The 13,542-nt window shown below is 46.6% G+C and carries 10 protein-coding genes; 4 read left to right on the top strand and 6 right to left on the bottom strand.

The features are described 5' to 3' along the window. Positions 1 to 15: 15 nt before the first annotated feature. Complete coding sequence (locus CIK04_RS16185; protein ID WP_013571166.1) at positions 16 to 1,101, bottom strand: AI-2E family transporter; 1,086 nt, start codon at positions 1,099 to 1,101, stop codon at positions 16 to 18. Positions 1,102 to 1,350: 249 nt separating this feature from the next. Further along, positions 1,351 to 2,646 carry a glutamate-1-semialdehyde 2,1-aminomutase gene (gene hemL / locus CIK04_RS16180; RefSeq protein WP_097352162.1) on the bottom strand — a complete coding sequence of 432 codons (1,296 nt, stop codon included), beginning with the start codon at positions 2,644 to 2,646 and terminating at the stop codon, positions 1,351 to 1,353. A 286-nt stretch (positions 2,647 to 2,932) separates the two neighbouring features. Here hemL and erpA point away from each other — a divergent pair, with 286 nt between their 5' ends. The 3 genes from erpA (at position 2,933) to CIK04_RS16165 (ending at position 7,687) form a co-directional block, all read left to right on the top strand. Continuing rightward, a complete protein-coding gene (gene erpA / locus CIK04_RS16175) occupies positions 2,933 to 3,274 on the top strand; it encodes an iron-sulfur cluster insertion protein ErpA (protein WP_011079598.1) in 342 nt (113 codons plus the stop codon). 125 nt (positions 3,275 to 3,399) lie between these two features. Then, positions 3,400 to 4,494: an efflux RND transporter periplasmic adaptor subunit gene (locus CIK04_RS16170; RefSeq protein WP_097352095.1), complete on the top strand. Its 1,095-nt coding sequence runs from the start codon at positions 3,400 to 3,402 to the stop codon at positions 4,492 to 4,494. A gap of 10 nt (positions 4,495 to 4,504) precedes the next feature. Beyond that, positions 4,505 to 7,687, top strand: a complete 3,183-nt coding sequence (locus CIK04_RS16165) for an efflux RND transporter permease subunit (protein ID WP_045627728.1) — start codon at positions 4,505 to 4,507, stop codon at positions 7,685 to 7,687. A gap of 72 nt (positions 7,688 to 7,759) precedes the next feature. Here CIK04_RS16165 and CIK04_RS16160 read toward each other — a convergent pair whose 3' ends face one another. After that, a complete protein-coding gene (locus tag CIK04_RS16160) occupies positions 7,760 to 9,052 on the bottom strand; it encodes a peptidoglycan DD-metalloendopeptidase family protein (RefSeq protein WP_097352096.1) in 1,293 nt (430 codons plus the stop codon). A gap of 127 nt (positions 9,053 to 9,179) precedes the next feature. Between CIK04_RS16160 and tyrS the strand changes: the two genes are divergently transcribed. Continuing rightward, positions 9,180 to 10,367 carry a tyrosine--tRNA ligase gene (tyrS, locus tag CIK04_RS16155; protein WP_097352097.1) on the top strand — a complete coding sequence of 396 codons (1,188 nt, stop codon included), beginning with the start codon at positions 9,180 to 9,182 and terminating at the stop codon, positions 10,365 to 10,367. A gap of 43 nt (positions 10,368 to 10,410) precedes the next feature. On the opposite strand, the gene CIK04_RS16150 is transcribed toward tyrS, so the two are convergent. The 3 genes from CIK04_RS16150 to CIK04_RS16140 all read right to left on the bottom strand — a co-directional run bounded on the left by CIK04_RS16150 (position 10,411) and on the right by CIK04_RS16140 (position 13,446). Continuing rightward, entirely contained in the window at positions 10,411 to 10,827 is a 417-nt protein-coding gene (locus CIK04_RS16150; RefSeq protein WP_097352098.1) for a YbaN family protein, read from the bottom strand. A 74-nt stretch (positions 10,828 to 10,901) separates the two neighbouring features. Further along, positions 10,902 to 12,329, bottom strand: coding sequence for a serine-type D-Ala-D-Ala carboxypeptidase (dacB, locus tag CIK04_RS16145; RefSeq protein WP_038969437.1), 1,428 nt, complete (start codon positions 12,327 to 12,329; stop codon positions 10,902 to 10,904). Positions 12,330 to 12,423: 94 nt separating this feature from the next. Continuing rightward, positions 12,424 to 13,446 carry a porin gene (locus CIK04_RS16140; RefSeq protein ID WP_011079605.1) on the bottom strand — a complete coding sequence of 341 codons (1,023 nt, stop codon included), beginning with the start codon at positions 13,444 to 13,446 and terminating at the stop codon, positions 12,424 to 12,426. Between the last annotated feature and the right edge of the window lie 96 nt (positions 13,447 to 13,542).

Raw genomic sequence — 13,542 nt, 5'->3', positions numbered from 1 at the left:
AAGTAGTGCTATCCGTTAGCTGTTGTCTTGCTGGTCAAGGAAGCCCTTAAACTCTTCCTCGTAAATATTAAATAGCACCATAGTGATAGCAAAAATCAGTGGACCGTAGATCAGACCTATCAGTCCAAACAACTGAATTCCTCCCAATAGAGAGAAGAAGATCAGTAAGGTGTTCATTCCGGCACTGCCTTGCATTAAAAATGGTCGTAGTAAGTTATCGATCGAGCCAACAATAGCGATGCTCCAAATGGCAAGGAAGATAGCCCAACCAGTATCCCCGGTTAAGAATAAGTAGATGGTGGCTGGGATCCAAATAAGCGCGGTACCGACAACGGGAATAAATGAGGCAAAGCCCATCATGGTGCCCCAGAAGAGCCCAGGGAAGCCCGCAAGCCACATCCCTAAACCACCGGCAATCCCTTGTGCAATCGCGGTGAGAAAAGAGCCCATTACCGCAGATTTTGAAACATTTTCAATCTCGCTCAGGAGCTTATCTTCTTGGCTGCGCGATAATGGCAGAATATGACGAATCGCACTGATGATTTTGTCGTGATCGCGCAATAAGAAAAAGAGCACAAACAGCATCAAGAAAAAATCCATCAGGAAGTTGGTCGCGTCGCCGAGTATTTTTGCACTGATGGCAACTAGGTTTGAACCAAATGAGGTGGCGAGTTGGCCAATTTTTTCTGCAATGGATTTGGCGTCAATATTGTCAAAAGGTAAGTACTCATTAACCAGTTTTAGACCTTTAACAATCCACGGATGACCGAGCACTTGCTGAATACCGCCATGTGTTACCCACTGATAGGTATTTTGCGAGAAAACGGATCCTTGCTGAACAATAGCAGCAAAAACAAATAACAAAGGCACAACGATAATAAAGGTTAAAACAACGCAAGAGAGCAGCGACGCCATATTGCGATGTTTGGGCATTTTGCTTTCAAACCAGTCGTGAATGGGAAACATCAATAGGGAAATGATGAACGCCATGATAATCGAGTTAATATAAGGCTCGACCAACAGGTAGCACGCAGTTCCTGCGGCTAACAATGCGACGATCAGCACCCAGTGGCTTGAGCTGATTTTAATTTTTTCTGGCACGGTAACAGTCCAATTAGTTGCAGTCTGTGGTTATAATGACCTGAAACACGAAGCTTATCAACGCAATGGGGCGATTATGGGGTGTTGTAACAATGAGAAAGGCTGTGAAGCGAGAAAAACATCACGGCGTATTCCTTGGTTCGCAGTGACCATTGGTGTGCTCGCGCTGTTGGTGATATTTAATTGGCAATGAAAAAGGATCGCTGACTGCGATCCTTTTCTTATTTTTGTCGTTGAGTGTTGGCAATCTTACTTGCTTTCTGCTGCCAAAATCGCAAAACAACGATCTGCCGCTTCCAATGTTGCCTCAATCTCTTTGCTGCCGTGAGCTAATGAGGTGAAGCTGGCTTCAAAGGCAGAAGGTGCCAAATAAACACCGTGATCAATCATGAGGTGGAAGAAGCGTTTGAAGCGTTCAACATCGCACTTAGTGACATCTTCATAGCAAGTGATCTGCTCTTGCTCAGTAAAGAAGAAGCCAAACATACCGCCCACTTGGTTAACCACAAGTGGAATGCCATGCTGTTCAGCAAGAGACTTAAAGCCATCGGCCAGATGTTTGGTTTTTGATGCCAGACGCTTTTCATTGCCTTCTTCACGCAGCAACGTTAAACAAGCGTAGCCCGCCGCCATGGCTACAGGGTTACCTGATAATGTTCCTGCTTGGTAAACAGGACCGGTCGGGGCGATGTACTGCATGACTTCTTTACGGCCACCAAATGCACCAACAGGCATGCCACCACCAATAACTTTACCAAGTGTGGTCAAGTCTGGTTTGATGTTGTAGTGAGCTTGTGCACCACCAAGTGCCACACGGAAGCCAGTCATCACTTCATCAAAAATCAGCAGTGTGCCTTCTTGATCGCAGATCTCGCGTAGCCCCTCGTGGAAGCCTTCCACTGGAGGAATACAGTTCATGTTGCCCGCCACTGGTTCAACGATGATACACGCGATTTCACCCTTGTTTGCTGCAAACAGCTCTCGTACTGAATCGAGATCGTTAAATGTAGCGGTTAGGGTATGTTTTGCGAAATCGGCAGGTACACCTGGAGAGCTTGGTTGACCTAGAGTCAATGCACCAGAGCCCGCTTTAACAAGCAAGCTGTCTGCGTGGCCGTGATAACAACCTTCAAACTTCAGAATTTTATCTCGGCCAGTGAAGCCGCGTGCAAGGCGGATTGCACTCATGGTCGCTTCAGTACCTGAACTGACCATGCGTAGTTGCTCCATCGAAGGAACGAGCTCGGAAACCAACTCAGCCATTTTGATTTCCATTTCGGTCGGAGCACCAAAACTGAGACCACGTTGCGCTGCATCAATCACCGCTTCACGAATCACCGCGTGGTTATGGCCCAAAATCATCGGACCCCATGAACCTACGTAATCGATGTAGGCTTTGCCATCCGCATCAAAAATGAAAGCGCCATCGGCTCTTTCGACGAAAATTGGCGAACCGCCAACGCCGTTGAACGCACGAACGGGTGAGTTAACGCCACCAGGAATGGTTTGCTGGGCTTTTTGATACAGCTCGGCTGATTTGGTCATGGGTTTATCCTCTTCTGATTGCTCGGACCAAGTGGCGGGCATTGTACCTCTCTCAACGGCAGTTAGAAATATTTTGCTTCGGTTTATGACTCTATTCACGGGATTTATAAAAATGTTCTGTTTAGATAATGAGTATTTGGCGAAACATTGTAGACAATACAGTGGTGAATACTTGAACGTATTGGTCAGGTATTGGATAATCTCGCGATAGCTAAAACAATACCATCGTCAGCGACCTCTAATATCGAGATTGTCTGGCGGGAATACACGAGTGAGAGAGGTCGTCGTGAGCGATATTAATCTACCATTATCATTTTCTGATGCAGCAGCAGCACGAGTTAAGATGTTGATTGCTGAAGAAGAAAACCCAGCGCTTAAATTGCGTGTTTACATTACTGGCGGTGGTTGTAGCGGCTTCCAGTACGGTTTTACTTTTGATGAAAGCGTCAATGAAGGCGATACCACTATTGAAAACAGTGGTGTTACGTTAGTTGTTGACCCAATGAGTCTGCAGTATTTAATTGGCGGCGTTGTCGATTACACAGAAGGGTTGGAAGGCTCACGCTTTTTCGTCAACAACCCAAATGCAACAACCACGTGTGGTTGTGGTGCATCATTCAGCGTGTAATGTCATCAACAGCTGATTATCAGGTGGTTGGCACAACCAGCCACCTCAGTTTTACGTATTAGGATGTCACGTAAAACTTGCTCCAGATTCCGTCTTGCTGAGCAAAAAAATAAAAAGGACTTTCTATGTCTATCAAACAACAAGGCCGCCAGTTTATTCAGCGTCCGTGGCTAGTATCTCTTCTTATCATTCTCATCTTAGGTGCATGGCTTGGTTTTGGCAGTAGCAAAGCCGATGAAACATCGTCCACCAAAGCCGCGCAAGAAATTCCATTAGCGAAAGTCGTGTATCAAACGTTCCTGGCTCAGCCAACGGCACGCAGTATTGATCTTTATGGTCGAACCGCGCCCAACCGCCAAGCTCGTTTAGGCGCAGAGATTGCGGGAAAAATCGTGCGTTTAGAAGTAGAGAAAGGCCAAGCGGTACGTAAAGGTCAGGTGATTGCGATAATCGATAAGCGTGATTTGGATTATCGCTTGCAGCGCGCGAAAGCCATGCTTGAAGTGAAGCTCAAAGAGTTTAAGGCAGCGCAATCCTTGAAAAGTCGCGGTTTACAAGGCGAAGTCGCGTTTGCAACAGCAGAAGCTGCTTTGGTTGACGCAAAAGCCAATCTCAACAATGTGGAAACCGAGCTGAGCAATACGGAAGTTCGGGCTCCTTTTGATGGCATCCTTGATAGCCGTTTTGTCGAAGTGGGGGATTTCGTTGGTATTGGCGATCCGGTGGCGACCGTGATCGATCTACAAAAATTGGTGATTGAAGCCGACGTCAGCGAAAGACATGTTCAGCATCTGGCGGCGAAACAGATGGCGCAAGTGCGTTTGATTGGTGGGCAGCTATTGCAAGGCGCAATTCGTTATGTTGGGCAAGTCTCTTCCCCTTCAACCAATACCTTTCCCATTGAAATTGAAGTCGACAACAGCCTGCATCGCATTCCTGCAGGTGTTAGCGCAGAAGTGCAGTTAACCCTAGATCAGACATCCGCGATTAAAGTGACGCCAGCGATGTTGGCTCTTGATGAGCGTGGTAATTTAGGCGTCAAAACAGTGCAGAATCAGCATGTACGCTTTGTTCCTATTCAATTGGTAAAAGCCGAGCAAGATGGCGTGTGGCTGTCTGGCTTGGGAGAAGAGGTTGACATTATCGTACTGGGGCAAGGTTTTGTTCGAGATGGCGATTTGGTTGATGCGACACTGCAAACAGAACTCGTAACCAATTGAGGAGAGCACCATGTTATCTGTGATAGATGCGGTTCTTTCCCGCTCTCGTACCATGATGACGCTGCTGGTGATGATTTTGCTGGCAGGCATTGGTACTTACATGACGATTCCTAAAGAATCGAGTCCAGACATCACTATTCCGATTATTTACGTTTCCGTCGGCCACCAAGGCATCTCTCCTACGGATGCGGAGCGTTTGCTTGTGCGTCCGATAGAGCAAGAGCTGCGTTCTATCGAAGGGGTCAAAGAGATGACTTCGACGGCATCGGAAGGGCATGCTTCGGTTATGTTGGAGTTTACGGTGGGGGTAGACCTAGCAAAGGCGATGGCGGATGTTCGTGATGCCGTGGATCTTGCTAAGCCCAAATTACCTGCCGATAGCGACGAGCCTACCGTTAATGAAGTTACTTTGGCGTCGGAAGAGCCGGTACTGTCAGTGGTGCTTTATGGCACGCTACCAGAGCGTACCATTGTTCAAATTGCTCGCCAGCTACGCGATAAGTTAGAGAGTTATCGCCAAGTCCTTGAGGTCGATATTGCCGGTGATCGCGAAGACATTGTTGAAATCATCGTCGATCCCTTGTTGATGGAAAGTTATGGCCTCGATCAAGGTGACATTTACAACCTGATCGCGTTGAACAACCGAGTGGTGGCGGCCGGTTTTGTTGACACGGGTTATGGCCGTTTCTCGGTCAAAGTACCTTCCGTGTTTGATTCATTAAAGGATGTGTTAGAACTACCAATCAAAGTGGATGGTAAGCAGGTCATTACGTTTGCCGATGTGGCGACAGTACGGAGAGCTTTTCGCGATCCGGAGTCTTTTGCTCGTCTAGATGGTAAGCCGGCCGTGGTACTCGATGTAAAAAAACGCGCCGGTGAAAATATCATCGAAACCGTTGAGTTGGTTAAACGAGTGATTGAAGAAGGTCAAAAGCGGGCAGATTGGCCAGATAACTTGCTGGTAAAATACACCTGGGATCAGTCGGAAGATGTTGAGTTGATGCTCAATGATCTGCAAAACAACATATTGTCCGCGATCATTTTGGTGGTCATCGTCATTATTGCCATTTTGGGTGTTCGAACTGCGTTGCTTGTGGGGATCTCGATCCCAGGCTCCTTCCTCACTGGCTTATTGGTTTTGGCCGTGTTCGGTCTCACCGTCAATATCGTGGTGCTCTTTTCTCTGATCATGGCTGTAGGCATGCTGGTGGACGGGGCTATTGTGGTCACCGAGTTTGCCGATCGCCGTATGCAGGAAGGGGTCGAACGCAAACAGGCGTATCGTGACGCAGCCAAACGCATGGCGTGGCCGATTACCGCATCAACAGCTACGACGTTAGCTGCATTTGCACCACTGCTTTTCTGGCCCGATATTACGGGCGAATTCATGAAGTATTTGCCTTTGACCTTAATTGCGACGTTAGCGGCGTCTCTCATTATGGCGTTGTTGTTTGTGCCAGTATTAGGGGGGCTGATCGGCAAGCCGCAAAATGTCTCAAGTGAGAATCAGCGTCGTATGGTGGCTTTGCACAATGGTGAATTCGACAAAGCAACGGGCATCACCAAGCTTTACTACCATACTTTGGCGATTGCCGTACGACACCCATTGAAGATCTTGTTGAGCGCGATCCTAATGGCGGGTGGTGTTGGCTTTGCCTATAACAAAGCTGGGTTAGGAGCGGAGTTTTTCCCTGAAGTCGATCCTCCTTTCTTTACGGTGAAAGTTCGTTCTTACGGTGACTTGTCGATTTTTGAGAAAGACGTCGTGATGCGAGATATCGAACAAGTGATGCTTGGGCATGATGAGTTTGAAAGCGTCTATACCCGAACCGGTGGTGATGACGAAATTGGCCAGATCCAAATTACGCCTGTGGATTGGCAGTATCGGCGTAAAGTCAAAGAGATTATTGATGAGTTAAAACAAACCACATCCACATTCTCTGGGGTTGAGATCGAATATAAATTTCCCGATGCAGGGCCGCCAGTGGAGCATGATTTGGTGATCGAGATGTCATCTCGAATCCCTGAGCACCTTGATGATGCGGCTAAAGTGGTACGCCATTGGGCGGACAATAATCCTGCGCTGACCAACTTGAGTGATACTTCCAGCAAGGAAGGGATCGATTGGCAAATCGACATCCGCCGTGACGATGCATCGCGTTTTGCAGCTGACGCGACTTTGGTTGGCAATACGGTCCAGTTTGTGACTAATGGTTTGAAAATTGGTGATTACTTACCGGATGACGCCAATGAAGAAGTGGACATTTTGGTACGCTATCCGGAAGAAAAACGCGACATTGGCCGCTTTGATCAGTTAAGAGTGAAGACTCCCGCAGGGCTTGTGCCGATTACCAATTTTGCGCAGATCAAACCGGAACCTAAACAAGATACGATCAAACGGATTGATGGGCAGCGAGTGATCAACGTCATGGCGGATATGGTTGAGGGTTACAACTTAGCACTTGAACTGCCAAAGATTGAGCAAGCGCTCAGTGAGCTTGGCTTGCCTGAGGGGGTGGAGTTTCGGATTCGAGGGCAAAATGAAGAGCAGGAGCATTCATCCGCGTTTTTACAAAACGCCTTTATGATCGCACTGGCGGTGATGGCACTTATCTTGATCACTCAGTTTAATAGTTTCTATCAAGCGTTTTTGATCCTCAGTGCTGTGCTCTTCTCTACGGTCGGGGTTTTTGCAGGGCTGTTGATTTTCCAAAAACCGTTTGGCGTCATTATGTCGGGCATCGGAGTGATTGCGCTGGCAGGTATTGTAGTGAACAACAATATTGTATTGATCGACACTTATAACCAGTTACGCCAACGTGGTTTAGATAAAGAAGAAGCGATCTTGCGCACCGGAGTTCAGCGTTTAAGGCCGGTGATGCTCACTACGGTAACAACCATTCTTGGGTTATTGCCGATGGTATTGGAAATGAATATCGACTTGATCAACCAAAAAATTGAATTTGGGGCACCAAGTACCCAGTGGTGGTCACAGTTGGCAACCGCTGTGGCGGGTGGTTTGGCGTTTGCGACGGTATTAACTTTAGTATTGACGCCATGTTTATTGATGTTGGGGCGAGAACATAGAAGTGTGGATGAAGACGATGACGTCGAAGAAGATCTCATCGACGAGGTTCATACCAACATTCCACCTGCAGCAAGCTCTGAATCCGGAAAAGTCGTCGGCTTGTAATCTCCAAACCCTATTAAGCAAAAGAGAGGCAAACCTTGCCTCTCTTTTTGCTTTTGGTGTTCTGACGCTTGCTTAGTTCATTGCCAGTAACTTACTGTAGCGCTCCAATTTATCAAGACGCAGTTTAGAATTGGCGATGAAGGTCTCTTTTGCTTGTCCGTTCAACGATTGAGCTTGAGGTAAGCTGACCGTTCTGGGGTTTTTGTGAACCCCGTTGACCAAAAATTCATAATGCAGGTGAGGGCCTGTCACACGGCCTGTCCCGCCTAAAGTACCAATACTTTGACCTTGTTTGACTCGCTGTCCGGTCTTGACCAATCTCTTTTGTAGATGCAAATACTTCGTCAGATAAGTGTTGCTGTGGCGGATAAACACATAGTTGCCGTTAAATTGGTTGTATCCCGCTTGTTGTACAACGCCATCACCTGCGGCCCAGATCGGCGTACCAACGGGTGCAACGTAGTCAGTCCCTCGGTGCGCTTTGACTTGACCGGTAACGGGATGCAGTCGGCGAGGGTTAAAGTTAGAGCTTACGCGTCGGAAATCGATAGGTGCCCGCAAGAATGCTTTCTTCATTGCTCGCCCATTCTCGTCGTAATAGTTGCCTGTTTTGTCATCATAGATGGCAGTGAAGGTGTCGCCTTGGTTACGGAAAATAGCAGCAATAATACGGCCACGACCGATAACTTCTCCCTCCACAACCTGTTCTTGATAAAGCACGCGAAAGCTGTCTCGTTCACGGATATCTTGTGCAAAGTCGATGTCCCAACCAAAAATCCCAGCGAGTTCCATTATTTGGTTGGCCGTCAATCCTGCGCTGATGGCGGCATTCCAAAAGTTTGAAGTAATGGACGCTTCGGCATACGCGTACTGGTAGTTCACTTCCTTATTATTAAACTGAGAGCTGTAACTAGTATCACTTCGAGTGATTTCAAAGGTTTCGAAGGCATTCAGTTGGCGTTTGAGTTTGACCAATTGATCCTGTGCATCAAAGCCAAATTGCAGCATGTCGCCAGGTTTAAGGCGAGAAAGTTGAGTTTTAATGTCATCGTTGGTGGTGATCAATTGGTGTAATAAGGAAGCCGATAAGCCAATGCGTTGGAATAAGATGGCGGCGCTTTCCCCATCCTTCACGCGATAGCGTTCCCAACGATGCACTGAGGATTCGGTAGACAAAACGGGATTGATTGACAATCGCTGCATCTCGATGTCAATAGGGTAGTGGCGTCCTACTTCTAAACGGTTCTCTTTTGGGCGCAGTTCATTGGCATCAGGCAAAAGAAACAGAGCGATAAAAATTATCGCACTAAAAAAGCCGATCAGCACTTTGTGCAATATGGGAAGACGGGCAAAAATTGAAAGCATATCGGTTTTATACGGTTTATGAAGACAAAATTAACAACGGAATAGTCTAACTTGTTTCAAAAATCATCGCTATTCAAGTAAGATGTCCAGCTATTATATTTTGCCAAATTTGTGGGAGTGAACAAGCATGGCGAGCATTGAAGCCGCTTTAGCCGAGATTAAGCGCGGTGTTGAAGAGCTGATTCCAGAAGAAGAGTTAATCGCAAAACTAAAAGAAGGTCGTCCTCTTCGCATTAAATTGGGTGCCGATCCAACTGCGCCTGATATTCACTTAGGTCATACCGTCATTTTGAATAAGCTGCGTGCGTTTCAAGATCTTGGCCATGATGTGACATTTTTGATTGGTGACTTTACTGGTATGGTCGGTGACCCAACTGGTAAAAACTCGACGCGCCCACCGTTGACTCGTGAAGATGTGCTACGCAATGCTGAAACCTATAAGCAGCAAGTGTTCAAAATTCTCGATCCTGCGAAAACAAAAATTCAGTTTAACTCTGAATGGTTGTCTGAGCTTGGTGCTGAAGGCATGATTCGTCTTGCGGCAAACCAGACCGTTGCACGTATGCTAGAGCGTGATGATTTCAAAAAACGCTATGCAGGTGGTCAGCCAATCGCTATTCATGAGTTTATGTACCCACTTCTACAAGGCTACGACTCAGTGGCGATGGAAACCGACGTAGAGCTCGGTGGTACTGACCAGAAGTTTAACTTGCTCATGGGCCGTGAACTGCAAAAAGCGAACGGACAAAAACCGCAAGTGGTATTGATGATGCCTCTTCTTGTTGGCCTAGACGGCGAGAAGAAAATGTCAAAATCAGCCAACAACTACATTGGTGTTAGCGAAGCGCCAAGCGAGATGTTTGGTAAGATCATGTCAATCTCAGATGATCTGATGTGGAGCTACTACGAGTTGCTTTCTTTCCGTCCATTGGAAGAGCTAGCTCAGTTCAAAGCGGATGTTGCAGCAGGTAAAAACCCACGTGATATCAAAGTACTGTTAGCAAAAGAGATCATTGCACGTTTCCATAGTGAAGCCGATGCGGATGCGGCCGAACAAGAGTTCGTTAACCGTTTTGCGAAAAATCAGATCCCTGATGAAATGCCAGAGTTTACTTTTGCTGTAGGCACGCCAATGGCGAACTTGCTAAAAGAAGCAGAGCTATGTTCATCAACATCGGAAGCGATGCGTATGGTTAAACAAGGCGCGGCTAAGATGGATGGTGAAAAAGTAGAAGATGCCAAAGCAGAACCAGACGTTGGTACGTATGTGTTCCAAGTTGGTAAACGTAAGTTTGCTCGAATCACTATTGCGTAAGATGCGCCTCTAGGGCATCTCACTGCTATTGAAAAGCGCCTTCTTAAAGGCGCTTTTTTTCTACTTGTTGATAGGTTTTGAAACGTAAGATGAACCAAGTTTCAAAGAGGAGAAGCGACAAAATAGCGTACTGCCAATGTGTACCGTAAGCCACAAAAAATAATACGCTGAGCATAGATACCCAAATCAACAGCAAAGAGTGAATTTTTTCTCGCCTCGTTAAACCTTGTTTCTTGTTAAGGCGCTGTGCTAAAGGGCCAAGCTTAGGATGGTTGAGTAGCCACTGTTGAAAAACAGGGGAGGATTTCCCGAAACAGTAAAGTGCCAATAGTATAAAGGGCACAGTAGGTAACAGTGGCACTGTGATGCCAATCGTGCCTAGAATGACACACGTCCAGCCAATGCAGTTGTAACCTTTACGGCGAAAAGCTTCTCTGTCTTTTATTGGGTGATGTTTCATGATGATATTCCCCAGCCAAATATCAACAAGTATGGCTGGGGTTTAGCTTAAATGGCAACTTGTGCTGTTTTTCGTTAGTTGTGTTTTACTTGTGTAAACTCAACTAAATCTCGATAAAACTCACGCTCAAAGCGTGTGATAGGCGCAACATTGCCACTCTCTTCTTTATCAGGGTAGTAATCGGTAATAAATTGAATGAAGGCGGCGCTTGGCTGTCCATTCTGGTCTAAAACAAATCCTGCCATATTATAGCTGCCATAAAGTGAGCCACTTTTAGCGACGATCTGCCCTTTAACTGGATCACTGCGCATACTTTGGCGGTACTTGAGGGTACCGGATTCTCCGGATTTGGGCATCAATGCCACTAAGCCGAGCTCTTTATCGTGTTGCCAGATGTATTTTAAGATCGACATCATATCCATAGGGTTGATTCGATTATTACGTGACAAGCCTGAACCGTCGGCGAGTTGAGCGCGAGAAAGATCGATTCCTGCTTTGGAATAAAGGATCTGTTTCACCGCTTCAGTGCCATTGGCAAAGCTACCGGGTTGCAAGTAAAAGCGAGCCCCAATCGCTTTAGTCAGGTTGTCGGCAATAAGATTATCAGAGTCCTTTAGCATGGTGTCTAATAACTCTGGCAAGGTCGCTGAAGAGTGGCTGGCAATGACATTGGCTTTATTTGGCATGACGCCAATTTTAATTTCTCCACCAAGTTCGATTTTGAGCTGTCTCAACAAGGTATATAAAGTTCGGCTTGTATATTGGGTTGAGTCTTGAATTGCGAACTTAAGGGGCAACGGCTTGTCTCTCTCAACCAGACAGCCTTGTAGTTGATATTGGTTGTTATCCCCCGTCAACAGCTCTAAGTCGCAATGATTACTCTGCTGGATTGCTTTAGAGACGGTTTTCGCATTGGTTGTGACGTGAATCGGGTACTGCTCTGGCACGTAAACCCGAGTATTGCCATCGGCCAATGTGTAAATAGAGGCTTGAGCGCAGTTCTCATCTAATGTAATGGCACTTGAAGGGGCACTGTAGCAAACACCCAAAATATCCCAAGGCCAACCCACCGCGCGCTCATAGCCTGTAAACACCGAGTTGTCGAGCCAAAGGTCTCCACGAATGTTCGCGCCATTTTGCTGCTTGTAGGCTTCTAAAAGCTGTTTTAAATGTGCGGTTTTAAGCGTGGGATCGCCAGAGAACCGAATGCTGATGTCACGGCCATTGCTTAACAGTTCGGTGGTGAAGGCAAAGTCGTCTTCAAGTTCCAGTTTGGCCGCTAGGGCGGTGGCCAGTTTGAGTGTGCTTGCTGGCGGGAAAAAGCGGGTATTTTGCGCTAAGGTTTGCCAAGAGGTTTGGCTTTGTAAGTCTTCAACCCAAATACTGCTTCTACTGCCATCTGGGAGGTTGCTTAGTGGTGAGTATTCTTCTGCCTGAATGGTGGGAGAAGCAGCAAGCAAGAAGCAAAAGCTCGATGCGAAAAGTGAAGCGAGAAAACGCATAGTGACAACCCAATCTATCTAGAATGGCTTGATTATAGCGAGGATAAAAAACGCCCGCTAGTTGCGGGCGTTTGCGATTCAGTCAAGGCTGAAATTAGAAGTCGTAACGTAGACCTAGTGCTAGCTCGTCTTCTGCATCTGCTTTAGAGATAGTTGATGTACCAATCTTATCACCAGCGTCTAGCAGGTTGAAGTTGTATGATACGTAACCACGGAAGTTAGGTTTGAAGTAGTAGGTTGCGTCAACGGCAAAGTTATCAGTTGAAGTGTAGCCATCAGTTTCAGCATTGTTGTATGTTGTGGTGAATACAGTTTGACCCATTGTGTATTTCGCCGCTAGTTCATAACCAGTGTAGTCTTCTACAGAAGAGAAACCACGGTGTGAATAGTCACCATTTGTGCCGTAGTCTTTTTCACCATCAGTAAATACACCTGCAAAGTACAGGTCGCCCATAGTGTAAGACGCCGCTAGCATGTATTCATTGCTCTTATCTTGATCTGCGTAACCACCACCAAGCGTTAGACCAGTTTGGCCGATAGCGTAGATAGCCGATAGAGAGTAGCCATCTTTACCGTTGTCGATGTAAGTGTTATCTACATTATTCTTGCTTGAATCTGCACGGTCAGCAAAACGGTAGCTTGCTTTCACGCTTAGTGCGTCGAATTGGCCTTTGTAAGACATCATGTTGTCTACGCGGTCAGCAACAGCGATTTTATCTGCCGCAGAGTTACCGTGGTAAGCCATGATATCGGTGAAGTCAGTGATAACACCTAGAGCGCCATCGTTTTTACCGTAAGTCACTTCACCAAACTTGCCACCTAGACCTGCGTAAGTGTAACGGTTGTCTAGATCGCTGCCATCAGCGTTGTCTGCAGTAGTGAATTCACCTTCGTAGAAACCAACACCGTATAGGCCGTCTTGGATTTCTACTTTACCTAGGAAGTTAAGACGGATACGAGAGTTATCTGCTACTTTACCATCTTTCATCGATAGGCGAGCTTCAGCACGGCCGCCCATGTCTAGAGAAGTTCCATCTTGGTTGTAAAGTTCAGCAGCGTTAACACCAGTTGCCACTGCAGCAGCAGATACAGAAAGTGCGATTAATGTCTTTTTCATTGTTTTGTTGTCCTAGTTTAGCTGTCCATAATCTTTTTGTTGTAAGACGAATATCTCACAGATTATCACTATGATTCTAGATTCATAAATGAGATG

Source organism: Vibrio sp. 03_296 (assembly GCF_002265885.1).
Note: the sequence above shows the minus strand (reverse complement) of the source record. Positions and strands in the feature narration are given on the sequence as shown.

Coding starts and splice junctions, on each gene's coding strand:
- CIK04_RS16165 (WP_045627728.1), top strand. CDS start 4,505: ATGTTATCTGTGATAGATGCGGTTCTTTCCCGCTCTCGTACCATGATG.
- CIK04_RS16150 (WP_097352098.1), bottom strand. CDS start 10,827: ATGAAACATCACCCAATAAAAGACAGAGAAGCTTTTCGCCGTAAAGGT.
- CIK04_RS16140 (WP_011079605.1), bottom strand. CDS start 13,446: ATGAAAAAGACATTAATCGCACTTTCTGTATCTGCTGCTGCAGTGGCA.
- tyrS (WP_097352097.1), top strand. CDS start 9,180: ATGGCGAGCATTGAAGCCGCTTTAGCCGAGATTAAGCGCGGTGTTGAA.
- hemL (WP_097352162.1), bottom strand. CDS start 2,646: ATGACCAAATCAGCCGAGCTGTATCAAAAAGCCCAGCAAACCATTCCT.
- dacB (WP_038969437.1), bottom strand. CDS start 12,329: ATGCGTTTTCTCGCTTCACTTTTCGCATCGAGCTTTTGCTTCTTGCTT.
- CIK04_RS16170 (WP_097352095.1), top strand. CDS start 3,400: ATGTCTATCAAACAACAAGGCCGCCAGTTTATTCAGCGTCCGTGGCTA.
- CIK04_RS16160 (WP_097352096.1), bottom strand. CDS start 9,052: ATGCTTTCAATTTTTGCCCGTCTTCCCATATTGCACAAAGTGCTGATC.